Annotated in this window: 16 protein-coding genes; 7 read left to right on the top strand and 9 right to left on the bottom strand. The window is 70.0% G+C overall.

Features of this window, described 5'->3' with window-relative positions; genetic code table 11:
• Positions 1–36: 36 nt before the first annotated feature.
• From ASC61_RS09775 to ASC61_RS20085, 8 genes are all read right to left on the bottom strand, one after another.
• Complete coding sequence (locus ASC61_RS09775) at positions 37–1011, bottom strand: ABC transporter substrate-binding protein (protein ID WP_235503529.1); 975 nt, start codon at positions 1009–1011, stop codon at positions 37–39.
• A gap of 353 nt (positions 1012–1364) precedes the next feature.
• Entirely contained in the window at positions 1365–2993 is a 1629-nt protein-coding gene (locus ASC61_RS09770) for an amidohydrolase (protein ID WP_056211378.1), read from the bottom strand.
• Entirely contained in the window at positions 2993–3400 is a 408-nt protein-coding gene (locus tag ASC61_RS09765) for a VOC family protein (protein WP_056215523.1), read from the bottom strand. Before ASC61_RS09765 ends, ASC61_RS09770 begins: the two co-directional genes overlap by 1 nt.
• Before the next feature lie 42 nt (positions 3401–3442).
• Positions 3443–4294: a homocysteine S-methyltransferase gene (mmuM, locus tag ASC61_RS09760; protein WP_056211375.1), complete on the bottom strand. Its 852-nt coding sequence runs from the start codon at positions 4292–4294 to the stop codon at positions 3443–3445.
• A gap of 14 nt (positions 4295–4308) precedes the next feature.
• Positions 4309–4983, bottom strand: coding sequence for a response regulator (locus ASC61_RS09755; RefSeq protein ID WP_056211373.1), 675 nt, complete (start codon positions 4981–4983; stop codon positions 4309–4311).
• The gene (locus ASC61_RS09750) at positions 4980–6140 is read right to left on the bottom strand and encodes a sensor histidine kinase (RefSeq protein ID WP_056211372.1); all 1161 of its coding nucleotides are present in this window, start codon (positions 6138–6140) and stop codon (positions 4980–4982) included. The genes ASC61_RS09755 and ASC61_RS09750 overlap by 4 nt, the downstream gene beginning before the upstream one ends.
• Positions 6141–6152: 12 nt before the next feature.
• Positions 6153–7037 (bottom strand): MMPL family transporter, encoded by an 885-nt coding sequence (locus ASC61_RS20090; protein WP_200935427.1) that lies wholly within the window; start codon positions 7035–7037, stop codon positions 6153–6155.
• 15 nt (positions 7038–7052) lie between these two features.
• Entirely contained in the window at positions 7053–8351 is a 1299-nt protein-coding gene (locus ASC61_RS20085) for an MMPL family transporter (RefSeq protein ID WP_200935426.1), read from the bottom strand.
• Positions 8352–8541: 190 nt separating this feature from the next.
• On the opposite strand from ASC61_RS20085, the gene ASC61_RS09740 reads away from it, so the two are divergent.
• Both ASC61_RS09740 and ASC61_RS09735 read left to right on the top strand, forming a co-directional pair.
• Positions 8542–8922: a cupin domain-containing protein gene (locus tag ASC61_RS09740; RefSeq protein WP_056215520.1), complete on the top strand. Its 381-nt coding sequence runs from the start codon at positions 8542–8544 to the stop codon at positions 8920–8922.
• Positions 8923–8934: 12 nt separating this feature from the next.
• Positions 8935–10236 (top strand): cation:proton antiporter domain-containing protein, encoded by a 1302-nt coding sequence (locus ASC61_RS09735; RefSeq protein ID WP_056211371.1) that lies wholly within the window; start codon positions 8935–8937, stop codon positions 10234–10236.
• On the opposite strand, the gene ASC61_RS09730 is transcribed toward ASC61_RS09735, so the two are convergent.
• Positions 10233–11333: a calcium:proton antiporter gene (locus ASC61_RS09730; RefSeq protein WP_056211369.1), complete on the bottom strand. Its 1101-nt coding sequence runs from the start codon at positions 11331–11333 to the stop codon at positions 10233–10235. The genes ASC61_RS09735 and ASC61_RS09730 overlap by 4 nt on opposite strands.
• A 77-nt stretch (positions 11334–11410) precedes the next feature.
• Between ASC61_RS09730 and ASC61_RS09725 the strand changes: the two genes are divergently transcribed.
• The 5 genes from ASC61_RS09725 to ASC61_RS09705 are packed head-to-tail and all read left to right on the top strand — an operon-like array spanning position 11411 to position 15401.
• Positions 11411–12115, top strand: coding sequence for a lysoplasmalogenase (locus ASC61_RS09725; protein WP_082530569.1), 705 nt, complete (start codon positions 11411–11413; stop codon positions 12113–12115).
• A gap of 31 nt (positions 12116–12146) precedes the next feature.
• The gene (locus ASC61_RS09720; protein ID WP_056211368.1) at positions 12147–12701 is read left to right on the top strand and encodes an RNA polymerase sigma factor; all 555 of its coding nucleotides are present in this window, start codon (positions 12147–12149) and stop codon (positions 12699–12701) included.
• The gene (locus tag ASC61_RS09715; protein ID WP_056211366.1) at positions 12698–13762 is read left to right on the top strand and encodes a hypothetical protein; all 1065 of its coding nucleotides are present in this window, start codon (positions 12698–12700) and stop codon (positions 13760–13762) included. Before ASC61_RS09720 ends, ASC61_RS09715 begins: the two co-directional genes overlap by 4 nt.
• Positions 13763–13790: 28 nt before the next feature.
• Positions 13791–14552: a lysophospholipid acyltransferase family protein gene (locus ASC61_RS09710; RefSeq protein WP_056211364.1), complete on the top strand. Its 762-nt coding sequence runs from the start codon at positions 13791–13793 to the stop codon at positions 14550–14552.
• Positions 14553–14564: 12 nt separating this feature from the next.
• On the top strand, positions 14565–15401 hold the full coding sequence (locus tag ASC61_RS09705; RefSeq protein WP_056211362.1) for an alpha/beta fold hydrolase: 837 nt from the start codon (positions 14565–14567) through the stop codon (positions 15399–15401).

The raw sequence follows: 15401 nt of genomic DNA, 5'->3' as shown, positions 1-15401 counted from the left end.
CGCCCTGCGGCGCAGGGCCCCGATTCCGTGCTGTGCTCAGTACTGACGGCTCGGCAGGGCGGCCTTGGCCTGCGCCTGGTCGAACTCGCCTTCCTTCGTCTCCACACGCGCCGGGACGTCCTCGCCTGCGACGACCTTCTTGGCGAGGTCCATCAGCTGCGGGCCGAGGAGCGGGTTGCACTCGACGATGTAGTTGATCTTGCCTTCGGACAGCGCCGTCATGCCGTCCTTGACCGCGTCGATCGTGACGATCTTGATGTCGACGCCGGGCTTCTTGCCGGCCGCCTCGATGGCCTCGATCGCGCCGAGTCCCTCGTCATCGTTGTGGGCGAAGACGACGTCGATGTCCTTCTGCGACTTGAGGAACGCCTCCATGGTCTTCTTGCCACCGTCACGGGTGAAGTCACCCGTCTGCGACGCGACGATCTTGATCTTCGAGTCGGCCTTGATCTTGTCCTCGAAGCCCTTCTTGCGGTCGATCGCCGGGGCGGCGCCGGTCGTGCCCTGGATCTCGACGACGTTGATCTTGCCGTCCTTGTTGACGTCGTTGGTCGCGGCGTTGTCGACGACCCACTGGCCGGCCTTGTTGCCCTCGAGCACGAAGTCGGAGCCCAGGAACGTCTTGTAGAGCGACTTGTCGCTGGAGTCGACGGCGCGGTCGGTCAGGATCACGGGGATCTTGGCGCGCTTGGCCTCCTGCAGGACCGTGTCCCAGCCGGTCTCGACGACAGGGCTGAACGCGATGACGTCGACCTTCTGCTGGATGTACGAACGGATCGCCTTGATCTGGTTCTCCTGCTTCTGCTGCGCGTCGGAGAACTTGAGCTTGATGCCTGCATCCTTGGCCGAGGCCTGGATCGACTTGGTGTTTGCTGTCCGCCAACCGCTCTCGGCGCCGACCTGGGCGAAGCCCATGGTGATGTCGCCGGAGCCTCCCGAGCCGCCGGAACCGCTGTCACTGCTGCTGCCACAGGCAGCCAGGCCGCTGGCCAGGACTACGCCCGCGCTCACGGTGATGAGTTTCTTGAACACTGTTTCCTCCATCTGGGATGCGACACCCCAAGTCACTCGACTTCGGGAGAGCCAGGACACTCGCGGGCGGACATCCGCTTGGGTCCTTGAAGCCTTGCCTCGGATTGAGGTGCGGCCCCGTTGTTAGCGTTCACTTGGATCACTGTGTGACGTGGACCACGCGAACCCTGCGTTGAATTGTTAACGCTAACAACTCCGGCGTCAAGTAAATCTCTCAACAAATTTTCATGTCGATCTCTGGCGACCTCGTCAGGATGTGAGCGTGAACAATTTGTCGTCGCACCTAGCATAATTCACTGATTTACCGGGATTTCAGCCAGAATTGTGACGTGTCACAACGTGTGGACGAGCCGGCCGGCCACGTACGTGCGGGTGACCCGGACCTCTGCGATCTCATGAGAATCGATCGAGACGATGTCGGCGTCGAGAACCGCGAGATCGGCCGCCATGTCGACGGCGATCGTTCCGGACGCCGATTCGCGACGACTGACGAACGCGCTGCCCCGGGTGTAGGCCTCGATCGCCTCGACCACCGTCAGGCTCTCGGATGCCAGCAGCGGCTCGGCGTCGGACCCGGCCGCCACCCGATTGACCGCCACGTGGATCCCGAGCAGGGGGTCGGCTGACGAGACCGGCCAGTCGCTGCCGAACGCGATGCGGGTCCCGGCGTCGACCAGCGACCGGAAGACGTACTGCTGCGCGCGCGCCGTGGCGCTGAGGAACGGCAGCGTCAGGTCGGCCATCTGCTCGTCGAGGCAGGCCCAGAGCGGTTGCGCGTTGGCCGTGACGTCGAGCTCGGCGAAGCGTGGCACGTCCTCCGGCCGGACGATCTGGACGTGGGCCAGATGATGGCGGTTGCCGCGGCGGCCGTTGACCGTGACGGCGTGCTCGATCGCGTCGAGGCTGTCGGCCACGGCCCGGTCGCCAAGGGCATGGATGTGCACCTGGAAGTCGGCGGCGTCGAGCAGCTGAACGTAGCGTGCGAGGTCGGCCGCCTCGATGAACGACAGGCCGTGGTTGTCGGTCGGATGCCCGTGGCGGTCGAGATAAGGCTCGACGACCGCGGCCGTGAACGTCTCGCACACCCCGTCCTGCATGATCTTGACGCTGCTCGCGTCGAAGCCGGCCGCGGCTGCGCGCTCCCGGCGCTCGACGAGCTCGGCGATCTGTTCGTCACCGCGCTCACGGTCCCACCACAGCGCGCCCACGACACGGGCGGTGAGCCTGCCGGCTCGGTGCGCGTCGAGATAGGCGTCGAGCGTGTCCGGCATGCCGAGTCCCTCGCCGACGAGCGCGTCCTGCCATCCGGTGATGCCCAAAGAGTGCAGGTGCGCCTGGGCCGTCTGCAGCGCCCGCGCGATGTCGTCGGCGGACGGCCGCGGGACGTGACGGCGTACGAGCTCCATCGCACCTTCGTGGAGTGCGCCGGTCGGCTCACCGCGGTCGTTGCGCTCGATGCGGCCGTCGGCGGGATCGGGAGTGGCGGCCGTGATGCCGGCCCGCTCGAGCGCCGCGGTGTTGACCCAGGCGCTGTGGTGGTCCCGGTTGGGCAGGAAGACCGGCCGGTCCGACACGATCCGGTCGAGCACCGCCGCAGTCGGGACACCGCCCGGGAACGCGTCCATCGACCAGCCACCGCCGACGATCCACTCGGCCGCGGGATGACCCAGCGCGTACGCCGCGACGGTGGAGACGTAGTCGTCGAGGCCGTCACCGTCGGCGAGGTTGCAGGCATTCATCTCGAGCCCGGCCTGCACAGGGTGGACGTGGGCGTCCTGGAATCCCGGAAGCACCCATCCGCCTTCGAGGTCGATCACGTCTGCGGCCGGCACGAGGCTCCCGAGGTCGGCGGACCGGCCGAGGCCGACGATCACGCCGTCGCGCACGGCGATCGCGTCGACGCCGGGCTGCCACGCCCCGTCGCCGTAGACCTGGGCGTTGGTCAGCAGCAGCTCGGTCATCAGGTGATGAGGTGCGAGTGGTAGTCGGGGATCTCGAGGTCGCTCCGCAGGATGCAGAACTCGTTGCCCTCGGGATCGGCGAGCACCATCCAGCCGAGGCCCTGTGGTGTGCGGAGGTCGGACACGACGGTGGCACCGAGCGCGAGCACGCGCTCGATCTCGTCCTTCTGGGTGACATCGGTCGGCCGCAGGTCGAGGTGCATGCGGTTCTTGACCTGCTTCTCGTCGGGGACCTCGATGAACAGCAGCCGGGTCCGCCCGTCACGCGAGAAGATCATGCACTCCTCGTGGCCCGGCTCGTTGGGATCTCGAGGGTCCTGCTGCATGTCGAGCACCTGGGCCCACCACACCGACTGCGCGTGTGCGTCATGGCAGTCGATCGTCGTGTGCGAGATGCGGCTCGTCATGGTTCCCATCTGACCACACGCCGGGGACGACGGCATCCGTCGTCAGGCGAGGCTCTCGGCGAGCGCGGCGATGTCGGCCGGGCCGATGCGGCAGCACCCTCCGACGTACGCGACACCGGCCTCCAGCCAGGCCGGCACGAGCGACAGGTCGTACGACGGCTCGCCGTGCCACGTGTGGGTCGCGCTGTCCCACGTCTGGCCGCTGTTGGGGTAGGCGACGCCCGGCTTGCCGGTGATGTCGTGGGCGATCCGGACCGCGGCGAGGACGTCGGCCGGCGCGCAGCAGTTGACGCCGGCGGCGATCACCGCATCGGCGCCGGCGACAACGGCGAAGGCGTCCGCCAGCGGCTGGCTTGCACGGGTGGACTCGCCGTCGATCGTGAACGACAGCCAGGCCGGGATGCCGATCTCGTCGAGCAGCCCCGCGAGCACGGTCGCCTCGTCGAGGTCGGGGATCGTCTCGACCGCGAACAGATCGGGCTCTGCGGTCGCGAGCAGCTCGAGCCGCGGACCGTGGAAGTCGTAGAGCTCCGTGGCGGTGAGGCCGTAGCGCCCGGTGTACTCCGAGCCGTCCGCGAGCACCGCGCCGTACGGTCCCACGGAGGCGGCGACCAGGCGGTCCGGGCCCTCGTCGCGTACGTCACGGGCGATCGCGACGCTGAGGCGGATGAGCCCCTCGGCCTCGGGGATCGACATGCCGGCGCGGACGAACCCGGGCACGCTCGCCTGATAGCTCGCCGTCGTGGCCACCTGGGCGCCGGCCTCGAAGTACGCGCGATGCACCGCGGCGATCTCGTGCGGCGCGTCGCGCAGGAGCTCGGCGGTCCAGAGCTCGGAGGACAGGTCGTGCCCGCGTTGCTCCAGCGCGTTGGACAGGCCGCCGTCGATGATCATGCGCCCAGTGTCGCTCAGCCGGGAGGATCGGCGCTGACCAGTCCGGACTGGTAGGCCACCACGACGAGCTGCGCCCGGTCGCGGGCGCCGAGCTTGATCATGGCGCGGTTGACGTGCGTCTTGGCGGTCAACGGGCTGACGAACAGTTGCTCGGCGATCTCGTCGTTGGACAGCCCCTGCGCCACCAGGCCGACCACCTCGCGCTCGCGCCGCGTCAGCACCTCGAGCTCCGCAGGCGTCGCCGCCGGCCGGCCCGAGGGCTGCGCCAGGAACGTCGTGATGAGACTGCGCGTCGCCCGAGCGGACAGCAGGGCGTCGCCGACCGCGACCGTACGAATAGCGGCGAGCAGCTCCTCGGTCTCGACACCCTTGCCGACGAAGCCGCTCGCGCCGGCCCGCAGCGCCTCGATCAGGTAGTCATCGGTCTCGAACGTGGTCACCACGAGCACCTTGACGCCGGCGAGGTCGTCATCGGCGCAGATCGCGCGGGTCGCCTCGAGCCCGTCCATCTCGGGCATGCGTACGTCCATCACGATGACGTCGGCCCGCGTGCTGCGCGCCAGCTCGACGGCTTCCTTGCCGGTGGCCGCCTCGCCCACGACCTCGAGCTCGGGGTCGGACTCGATGAGCACACGGAACCCGCTGCGGATCAGCGCCTGGTCGTCGGCGAGCAGCACGCGAATCGTCATACGGCGGGCTCGAAGGGCAGCCGGGCAGCGACGCGCCACGCGTCGCCGTCGTTGTGCGTCCGGACCGTGCCGCCGACGGCCTTGGCCCGCTCGTGCATGCCGAGCAGGCCGTGGCCCGCACCGGCGAGGGCGGGGACACCCGGGCACGGGTTGGCGATGTCGATGCGGAGTGCGCCGCGCTCGAACGTGAAGTCCAGCGTCGCGGTCCCCGAGCCGTGCTTGTGCGCGTTGGTCAGGCCCTCCTGCACGAGCCGGTAGGCGACGAGCTCGACGGCCGGCGGTATGGCGTCGGGCACGCCGTTGGCCTTGACGTCGACGGTGAGGCCTGACGCCGAGAACGAGTCGATCAGCGACGTGAGTCCGCTGAGACCGGGGGCCGGCGCGGTCGGCGTGATGGGCTCGTCGGGCTGGCGGAGCACGTCGAGGAGACCGCCCAGCTCGTCGAGCACCGAACCGCTGGCCCGGCGGATGTGCGCGATGGCTTCGTGGGCCTCGGCGGGTTTGGTGTCGAGCAGGTGATCCGCGACGCCGGCCTGCACGTGCACGACGGCGATGTGGTGGGCCACGACGTCGTGCAGCTCCCGGGCGATGCGCAGGCGCTCGGCGACGACCCGGCGACGGGCTTCCTCCTCGCGGCTCTCCTCGGCATCGATCGCGCGCTGCTCGACCTCGGCGAACCACTCCTTGCGGGAGCGCGCGGCGTTGCCGGCCGCGGCGGCGAACCCGGTCCAGGCGAGCATCGAGAGGTTCTCGAAGCGGAACAGCGATCCCGCTCCGACTGCGGCCCCTGCAGTGAGGACCGCAGCGCTTCCCAGCCACACCGCGATGCCCGTACGGCGGTCGCCTCGGTAGGCCACGGTGCAGATCGCGACGAACGCAGCGGCGACGACGGGTGACTTCCCGTGCGCCAGCGCGAGCACCACAGCAGTGCCGACCAGCACGAGACCCAGCACCGGGAACGGCCACGACCGGCGCAGGATCAGGGCGAGGAACACCGCGACCTTGATCGACATCACGATCCAGTCGGGGCCGACCGGCGACCGGTCCTCCTCGTGCGGCACCAGGAGGGCGATGGCGCCGAGCGCGGCGGCAAGCACGGCGTCCGCCGCAAACGGGTGGCGCCGTGCCTGCTCGCCGAGCTCTTCCTTCAGACTCACGTGCTCAGCCTGTCACGCCCTCGCGGGTTGGTCGACGGTGTCGAGCTCCGCGATCTCCGCCACGGGCGCGTCCTCCATCGGCTCGACCGACAGGTGCGGCATGCGCCGGTCGATCCACGCCGGCAGCCACCAATTGGCGGCACCGAACCAGTGCATCAGCGCCGGCACCAGGAGCATGCGGAGGATGAACGCGTCCACCGCGACGGCCGCCGCCAGACCGATGCCGAACTCCGCGATCACGCGTTCACCCTCGAAGACGAACGCGATGAACACGCTGATCATGATGAGCGCCGCGGCGGTGATGACGCGGCCGGTCTCGCTCTGGCCGACGACCACGGCGCGCCGGTTGTCCTTGGTGTGGGTCCACTCCTCGTGCATCCGGCTGACCAGGAACACCTGGTAGTCCATCGACAGGCCGAACAGGATCGCCAGCATGATGACCGGCAGGAACGCCTCGACCGGACCCTCCTTGCCGATGCTCACGAGGTCCCCCAGCCAGCCCCACTGGAACACCGCCACGAGAACACCGAACGCCGCACCGGCCGCCAAGAGGTTCATCAGCGCCGCGGTCAACGGCACGACGATGCTGCGGAACGCGACCATCAGAAGGACGCAGCCCAGGGCCACGATGACGCCCAGGAACAGCGGCAGCTTGCCGGTCAGCACGTCGGCGAAGTCGCCGAACGTCGCGGTGTTGCCGCCGACGTACACCTGGAGGGTGCTGCCCTTCTCCGCCGTCGGTATGACGTCGTCCCGCAGGGTGTCGATCAGCCTGGTCGTGGCCTCGTCCTGCGGCGCGCTCGTGGGCACGACCTGGACGATGCCGACCGTGGCGTCGGCCTTCATCGGCAAGGCCGTGGCGGCCGCGACACCCTTGGTCGCCTCGACGTCGGACACCAGCGTCGTCAGCGCCTACTGGTCACCGGGTGACTTGAGCTCGGCGACCAGCTGCAGCGGGCCGTTGAAGCCGGGCCCGAAGCCGTCGGCCAACAGGTCGTACGCCTTGCGGGTCGTCGTGTCGGCCGGGTTGTTGCCGGCGTCGGCGGACCCGAGTCGCAGCGAGAAGAACGGGATCGCCAGGACCGCGATCAGGCCGAGTGCGACGACCGAGACGAACGCCTTGCGCCGCGCGACGAAGCGCGCCCAGCGGGCCCAGATGCCGACGGCCTCGAGCTGTGGCCCCTCGGCGGCGAGCGTCCGGCGCTCGCGGCGCGACAGCAACCGCATGCCGAACAGGCCGAGGAAGGCCGGGGTCAGCGTCAACGCCGCCGCGACGGTCCACAGCACCGTGACCGCGGCCCCGATGCCCATGCCGGCCAAGAAGTCGACGTTGAGCACGAGCAAGCCCAGCAGGGCGATGACGACCGTGCCACCGGCGAACAGCACCGAGCGGCCCGAGGTGTTGAGCGCCTTGATCGCGGCTTCCTCAGGTGGCAGCCCCATCTTGAGGCCGGATCGGTAGCGGGTGACGATGAACAGCGCGTAGTCGATGCCGACACCCAGGCCGATCAGGGCCGCCAGGGTCGGGGTCACGTCGCTGAGGCTCAGGGTGTGCGACAGCAGTGCGATCGTCATCATCCCGCCACCGACGCCGGCGATCGCGACGATCAGCGGCAGGACCATGCCCAGGAGCGAGCCGAAGGCGACGAACAGGATCACGGCCGCCGCGGCGATGCCGAACAGCTCGGTGCTGCCTGGCCCGGCCTGCGTCGCGGTGTCGATCGCCTGGCCGCTCAGCTCGACCTGCAGGCCGTCGCCACGCGCGTCCTGCGCGGTGTCGATGACCGCGTCGATGTCCTTGACCGCGAGCTCGTCGGCCTGCTTGTCGAACTGCACCGTGGCGTACGCCGTCCGGCCGTCCTGGCTGACCTGGCTCGCGCCGGCCTCGTCGTACGGGCTGGTGATGCCCACGACGGAGTGGACGGCGCCGACCTTCTCCAGCATCGCGTCGACGCGGGTCTTGACCGCCGGATCGGTGATCTTGCCCTCGTCGACGTGCAGCACGATCTGGTCGGCGTCGCCGGCGGACTCCGGCAGTGACTTCTGCAGCAGGTCGAGCGCCTTGGTCGACTCCGTGCCGGGCAGGTCGAACGCGTCGGAGTAGCTCGTGCCGGCGGCCATCGACGCACCGCTCACTGCGATCAGCAGCGCGATCCAGATGCCGATGACGGAGAGGCGATGGTTGAAGCACCATCGAGCGAATGCAGCCATGGGGGTTCCTCCGAGAGACGGGCCGCGGGTCTCGCGGCAGTGTGACCACACTCCCGAACCGCGGGGGTGCCGCGCGTCCTCCGTACGCCGTGACTCTCGACTACCACGACGGCAGTACGTGGGCCCGGGCGTACGCCCGTCGCAGCAGCGGTCTTCACTCCGGGGCTGGTTCCGGGCTAGCGTGGCCGACATGCACGTGATCCACACCACAGGGACCACGCGGCCTGACGGACGCCTCCTCGACAACATCGAGGGCGCGGCCTACGGCGCCGGGGTCTCCCTGATCTTCGAGGACAGTGACGTCGACGGCGACGGCCCCGACCTGCACCAGCACCCGTACGCCGAGACCTTCGTGATCCGCGGCGGCCGGGCGCTGTTCACGGTCGCCGGCGAGCAGCTCATGGGCGTCGCCGGGCAGGTCCTCGTCGTGCCGAAGCTCACGCCGCACAAGTTCGAGGTCGTGGGGCCCGAGCGCTACATCGCGACCCACATCCACGCGAGCGAGACGTTCATCACCGAGTGGCTCGAAGGGCCGCGAGCTCAAGGGGCGGGCACCGGTTCGTCCCCGTAGCCTCGAAGGGTCATGGCGACCCATCTCGTCTACCTCCTCGGAGGCGCGGCCCTCCTGCTGGCCGTCGTCCTGCCGTACGCGCTGCGGACCGCTGCGCTGTCGCCGCCGGTCGTCCTGCTCGGTCTCGGCGCGCTGATCGGACTGCTTCCGGGCACCGGCGACTCCGCGTTCTCGCCGATCGCGCATCGGGGGTTCGTCGAGCACCTGGCCGAGTTCACGGTGCTGATCGCGCTGATGGGCGTCGGCCTCGCACTCGACCGCCCACTGAGCCTGCGCTCGTTCGAGTCGTGGCGGCGGTGGAGCGCGACGTGGCGGCTGCTCGTGATCGCGATGCCGCTGTCGATCGCCGGGATCGCGCTGCTCGGCTGGTGGGTCATGGGCCTCGCACCGTCGGCGGCCCTGCTGCTGGGCGCCGCACTGGCGCCGACGGATCCCGTGCTGGCCTCGGACGTCCAGGTCGAGGGACCGACCACGACCGAGGGCGACCAGGACGAGATCGACGAGGACGACGAGGTGCGCTTCGCGCTGACGTCCGAGGCCGGGCTCAACGACGGACTGGCGTTCCCGTTCGTGCATGCGGCGATTCTCCTCGCCGCCAGCGGTTCGTTCGCCGACTGGGGCACGAGGTGGGTGGCCTGGGACCTGGCCGGCAAGGTCGTCGTCGGTTCGGCGATCGGGGTCCTCGTGGGCTGGGCACTGGCCAAGATCGCGTTCCGGTCGACCAAGCCCTCGTTGCGCACGGCCGACTCCGGGGAGCCCTTGCTCGCGCTCGCCGCGGTGCTGCTGGCGTACGGGCTGACCGAGGTGGCAGGTGGCTACGGCTTCCTCGCGGTGTTCGCGTGCGCCATGACGATGCGGTCGGCGGAGCGGGGTCACGACTACCACGCCCTGATGCACGACGTCATCGAGCGACTCGAGCGGTTGCTGACGCTGATCGTCCTGCTGCTGCTCGGGGTCGCGCTCACGAACGGGCTGCTGTCGGCGTTGACCTGGCAGGCCGTGCTCGTCGCGGTGCTGCTGCTCCTGGTCGTACGCCCGGCGAGCGGGATGGTCGCGTTGTTCGCGGGCCGCTCCGACCTGCGCGTCGGCGACCGGACGATGGGGCCGCGGGAGCGTGCGGCGACGGCGTTCTTCGGGGTGCGCGGGGTCGGCTCGATCTACTACCTGGCGTACGCGACGGGACATGCCGACTTCCGGGACGTACCGCTGCTGTGGTCGACCGTCGGGCTGGCGATCACGCTCTCGGTGATCCTCCACGGCGTCACGGCCACGCCCGCGATGCGGTGGCTCGACGCCAAGCGTGAGGACGCCTAGGGGCTGGCGGCAAGGAAGAGGAACGAGCCGAGGATCGCGATGTGGATGCCGCCCTGCAGGATGGTCGCCCGGCCCGGCACGACGGTGAGGACGCTCGTGACCATCGTCAACGAGAGCAGCACCAGCTCGGTGGAGCCGAGACCCAGGACGAGCGGGCCGTCGAGCCAGATCTGCGAGATCGCGATCACCGGGATCGTGAGGCCGATGCTGGCCATCGCCGAGCCGTACGCGAGATTGAGGCTGATCTGCACCCGCTTGCGGCGGGCCGCGCGCACCGCGGCGATCGTCTCGGGCAGCAGGATCAGCAGCGCGATGATGACGCCGACGACGGCCTGAGGCATACCGGCGGCGTCGACCGCGTCCTCGAGCGAGGGCGAGACGTTCTTGGCGTTGCCGACCACCGCGACGAGCGCGATGAACAGGAAGCCGAGGCTCAGCCACGCGGCGCGGGCCGACGGCGGCGACGCGTGGTCGTCGTCGGGCGCGACGGACCCGTCGCTGCGGGTCGGGAGGAAGTAGTCGCGGTGGCGCACGGTCTGCATGCCGACGAACAGCAGGTAGAGCCCCAGCGACGCGACGGCCGCGAAGCCCAGCTGCCCGGGCGTGAACTCCGGCCCGGTGCGGCCCGTCGTGAACGTCGGGAGCACGAGGCACAGCGTCGCCACGGTGCCGACCGTGGCCAGCGCGGCGCCGGTGCCCTCGGCGTTGAAGTGCGCGACCTGGCCCTTGCGGGTGGCGGCGAGCAGCGAGACCCCGACGATGCCGTTGCAGGTGATCATGATCGCGGCGAAGACCGTGTCACGGGCGAGGCTCTCGCTCCCCTTGGAGCCGGTCGTCACCAGCGTGACGATCAGGGCAACCTCGATGACGGTGACCGCGACCGCGAGAACCAGCGAGCCGTACGGTTCGCCGACCCGGTGGGCGATCACCTCGGCGTGGTGCACCGCGGCGAGCACGGCTCCGCCGAGAAACGCCGAGACCACGGCGACGGCGACCCACGGCAGGTCCCGGTGCCAGGCGAGGGCGAACACGATCAGGGCGGCGACCGGGACGATCCCGGTCCATCGGCTGGTCAGGACGGCGAGCCGGGAAGTCATGCGTCCACCTTTTCAGGTTCGTGGTTGTCGTGCCCAACCCGCGAACTGCGGAGGCGGCCAACCGGTACGGTGCTGGGATGGCAGTCAAGAGCCCGTGGCTGGTCGCCTTCGGCGTCGTGTCCGTCGTGCACCTCGCGCTCAACGCCGCCGACGCGACCCCGTGGGACAGCATCACCAAGTGCTTCATCGCGCCGCTGCTCGCGGCCTGGGTCGTGGAGCAGCACGGGCCCAGACTCCTGGTCGTGGCACTGGGGTTCTGCTTCCTCGGCGACCTGTTCCTCGAGCTGGGCGACGACCTGTTCGTCGTCGGCATGGCCGCGTTCGCCGCAGCCCATGTCTGCTTCATCCGGTTCTTCATCCTCCGCGGCGCCCTCGAGCGGCTGCGGGCCAGGCCGTGGATCCTCGTGATCTACGTCGCCGCCGCGATCGGCCTCGTGGTCTGGGCGTGGAGCGGCCTCGAGGCCGGGCTCAGGCCGATCGTCCCGGTGTACGCCGCGCTCCTCCTCGGCACGGCGTCGACGTCGCTCGCCACCGACCTGCGGGCCGGGATCGGCGGGGCCTGCTTCCTGGTCTCCGACGGCATCATCGCGCTGGGCGAGGCCGACCGGATCGACAAGGACGCCACCGCCACGGGTCTGGCGATCATGGGGCTCTACATCGTCGCGATCCTGCTGCTGACCACCGGCATCCTCGGCCGCGAGAAGCGGACGATCGCCGCAGGAGCCGGTTTCGACCCCACGATCCGTACCGACTGCTGGCCCCGGCTGCCGCAGCAGATGTAATGCCGGGCGGCGACGTGGACATAAAACGGTCATGACTGCCGATGAGGACGAGCGCCGCCGCGCTTTCGAGACGCTCTACCGGATCACCCTCCCCTCGATCCGCTCGTACGCCCGACGGCGGGCGCCCGACGACCTCGCCGAGGACGTCGTCGCGCAGACCTACCTGACGGCCTGGCGACGCTGCGACGAAGCCGTTGCCGGCGGGCTGCCGTGGCTCTACCGCACGGCGAGGTTCACGCTCGCCAACCACCAACGCACCGAACGGCGTCAGCTCCGGGTCGCCCAACGCGTCACCGACACCACGGAGCTGGTCGAGGCCGACGCCACGGCAGCCGCCGACGACCGGTCTCTCGTGCTCGAGGCGATCGAGCGGCTGAACGACGACGAGCGCGAGATCCTGCTGCTCGTCTACTGGGAGCACCTGACCGTCAAGGCCGTCGCGGTCGTGCTCGACTGCCGGCCCGGCACCGCAGCCGTACGGCTCCACCGCGCCCGCCGCAAGCTCCGCGACGCGCTCTCGGACCCACCCGGTCCCCAGCGCTCGTCCACCCGTCCCACGACCCACACCGCAGAGGTGCCCTCATGAACGCCATCACCCGTACGCTCGCCGAGCTCGACCCGCAGGCCGGCGCCTCCACCGAGATCACCGCCCAGGACGAGGACCTGCTCCGCGCCATCATGGCCACACCCCATTCCCCGGTCATTGAGCTTGTCGAGATGACGCCACGTCGACACCTACGCCGCACGCTGATTGTGGCCGGTGCCGTCGCCGCCACGGTCGCCCTCGGCCTGACCCGCATCGACCTCGGTGGCCACGAGGTGGGCGGATCCCCCGCCGCTGCCGTCCTGGAGCGCGCCGCCGACGTCACGATCACGACGTCGGACCCGGTCGTCGGGCCGGGGCAGTACCTCCGGATCACGACGATCGAGAAGGGCTGGGGCCAGCCCGAGATCGTGACCTCCGATCCCGACGCCCCGCCGCCGGAGCACATCGGCGAGGGCCCGCCGATCGGCAGCGACGGCAAGCCGATCGTGTTCCAGACCCTCCGCACGCAGCACATGTGGGTGCCGTACGACCGGGCCGGCACGTGGGTCTTCGACGAGGAGTCACACCGGCTGCGCAACATCAGCGTCGACGGCGAGAAGTACGCCGGGGGCGAGGACCACCACGTCTGGACCTCCAAGGGCGGCGCCTCCACGAACTGGCACTCGTACTCCAAGTACCAGGACGCCAGCTGGTACGCCTCCCTGCCCCGCGATCCCGCGCGGCTCCTCGACACCCTGCTGAAGGATGCCCACTCGTACGACCCGGTCGAGCACTATGCCGCACTGGACGAGGCCGTCACCCCCGTGCTGACCAGCGGGTTCGCGCCGGCGGACATCCGTGCGGCACTGTTCCGGGCGCTCGCCAAGGAGCCCCAGGTGCGCATCGTCGGCGGCGTCACGCATGTCGACGGCAAGGCGGCGATCGCACTGCGCATGGGCTACGCCCAGGAGCTGCTGTTCGACCAGGAGACCGGCCAGTACATCGGTCACCAGTCGCGCAACCCCGGGTTCCCGGTCATCCCCGGCGTGGCTGCCGACGACCCGACGTCGATCACCACGGTGACGATCGACGTCGTGGACGCCGCGCCGGGACAGGACTGAGTCCGCCGCACGGCGTAGCCTGAGCAGCGTGCCTGGATCCGACCTCACCTACCGGGTGGTGGTCCGGATCTTCGGCACGCTGTTCCGGTTGATGGGCTACCGGTTCGACGTCCGCGGAGTCGAGCACCTCCCGAGCAGCGGCGCCGGGGTGGTGGCCGGCAACCACATCGGCTTCCTCGACTTCACGTTCATCGGGTACGCCGCCCGTCCGCGCAAGCGTCGCATCCGGTTCATGGCCAAGCGATCGGTGTTCGAGCTGCCGGTCGTCGGCCGGCTCATGCGGTCGATGCACCACATCCCGGTCGACCGGAAGTCCGGGGCCCGGGCCTATCGGCAGGCGCTGCGGCTGCTCGACGACGGCCAGCTGGTCGGCGTGTTCCCTGAGGCGACGATCAGCCGGTCGTGGTTGCTCAAGCCCTTCAAGCGCGGCGCCGCCGGGCTCGCGGTCAACCGGCAGGTGCCGTTGATCCCGGTCATCGTGTGGGGCGGGCACCGCATCTACACCGTCGACGGGCACCGCTCCTTGCGCCGCCGCATGCCCGTCACGATCATGGTCGGCGAGCCGCTGCGGCCGGCCGACGGCGAGTCGGTCGACGAGCTCTCTCTGCGGCTCCACGTCGCGATGGACGCGCTGCTCGCCGAGGCGATCGACACCTACCCGGCGATGCCGCGCAACGACGAGGACCGCTGGTGGGTCCCCTACGATCGCGGTGGCAGCGCACCCGACCCCGAGACGGCGGCGGTGCTCGACCGCGAGGCGGTCGCCCGCATCGGCGACACGTTCGACTGACCGAGGAGCCCCATGACGTACGACGAGACCACACCCGTGACGGTCGGCGACCTGACCTTCGACGTACGCATGACGGGTCCCGAGGACGGCGAACCCGTGATCCTGCTGCACGGGTTCCCGGAGAGCTCGCTGTCGTGGTCCGGGGTCGCCCCGCTGCTCGCGGGCGCGGGCTTGCGGGTCATCGCTCCCGACCAGCGCGGATACTCCCCCGGGGCTCGCCCGCCGGGTGTCGATTCGTACACGACGGACCTGCTCGCGGACGACGTCATCGGGATCGCCGATGCGCTCGGGATCGGCACGTTCCACCTCGTCGGGCATGACTGGGGTGCCGCGGTCGCATGGGTCACGGCCGTGCGGCACCGCGATCGGCTCCGCACGCTGACCGCGGTCTCGGTGCCGCACCTCGCGGCGTACGGGGCAGCGCTGCAGGGCGACCCCGACCAGCAGCAACGCGCTTCGTACATCGGGCTGCTGCGGCAGCCCGGCAAGGCCGAGCACGTGCTGCTCGAGGACGACGCGCAGCGGTTGCGGGCGATGTACGCCGGTCATGTCCGGCCCGCGCAGGTCGACAGCTATGTCGTGCTGCTCTCGGAGCCAGATGCCCTGACGGCGGCGCTCAACTGGTACCGCGCGATGCGGGCCGACCTCGGCTCATTGCCGGCGGTGACGGTGCCCACGACGTACGTGTGGAGCGACCAGGACCAGGCAATCGGCCGCGCGGGCGCGGAGCGCTGCGGGGAGTTCGTCGACGCCGACTTCCGGTTCGTCGAGCTCACCGGCACGAGCCACTGGATCCCGGAGCAGGATCCCGAGGCGCTGGCCGAGGCGATCCTGGCGCGAGTCGGCTGA

Origin of the sequence: Aeromicrobium sp. Root344 (genome assembly GCF_001425755.1) — a bacterium.
Lineage (GTDB): Bacteria > Actinomycetota > Actinomycetes > Propionibacteriales > Nocardioidaceae > Aeromicrobium.
The sequence above is the reverse complement of the archived record's forward strand: the minus strand, read 5'-3'. Positions and strand labels throughout refer to the sequence as shown.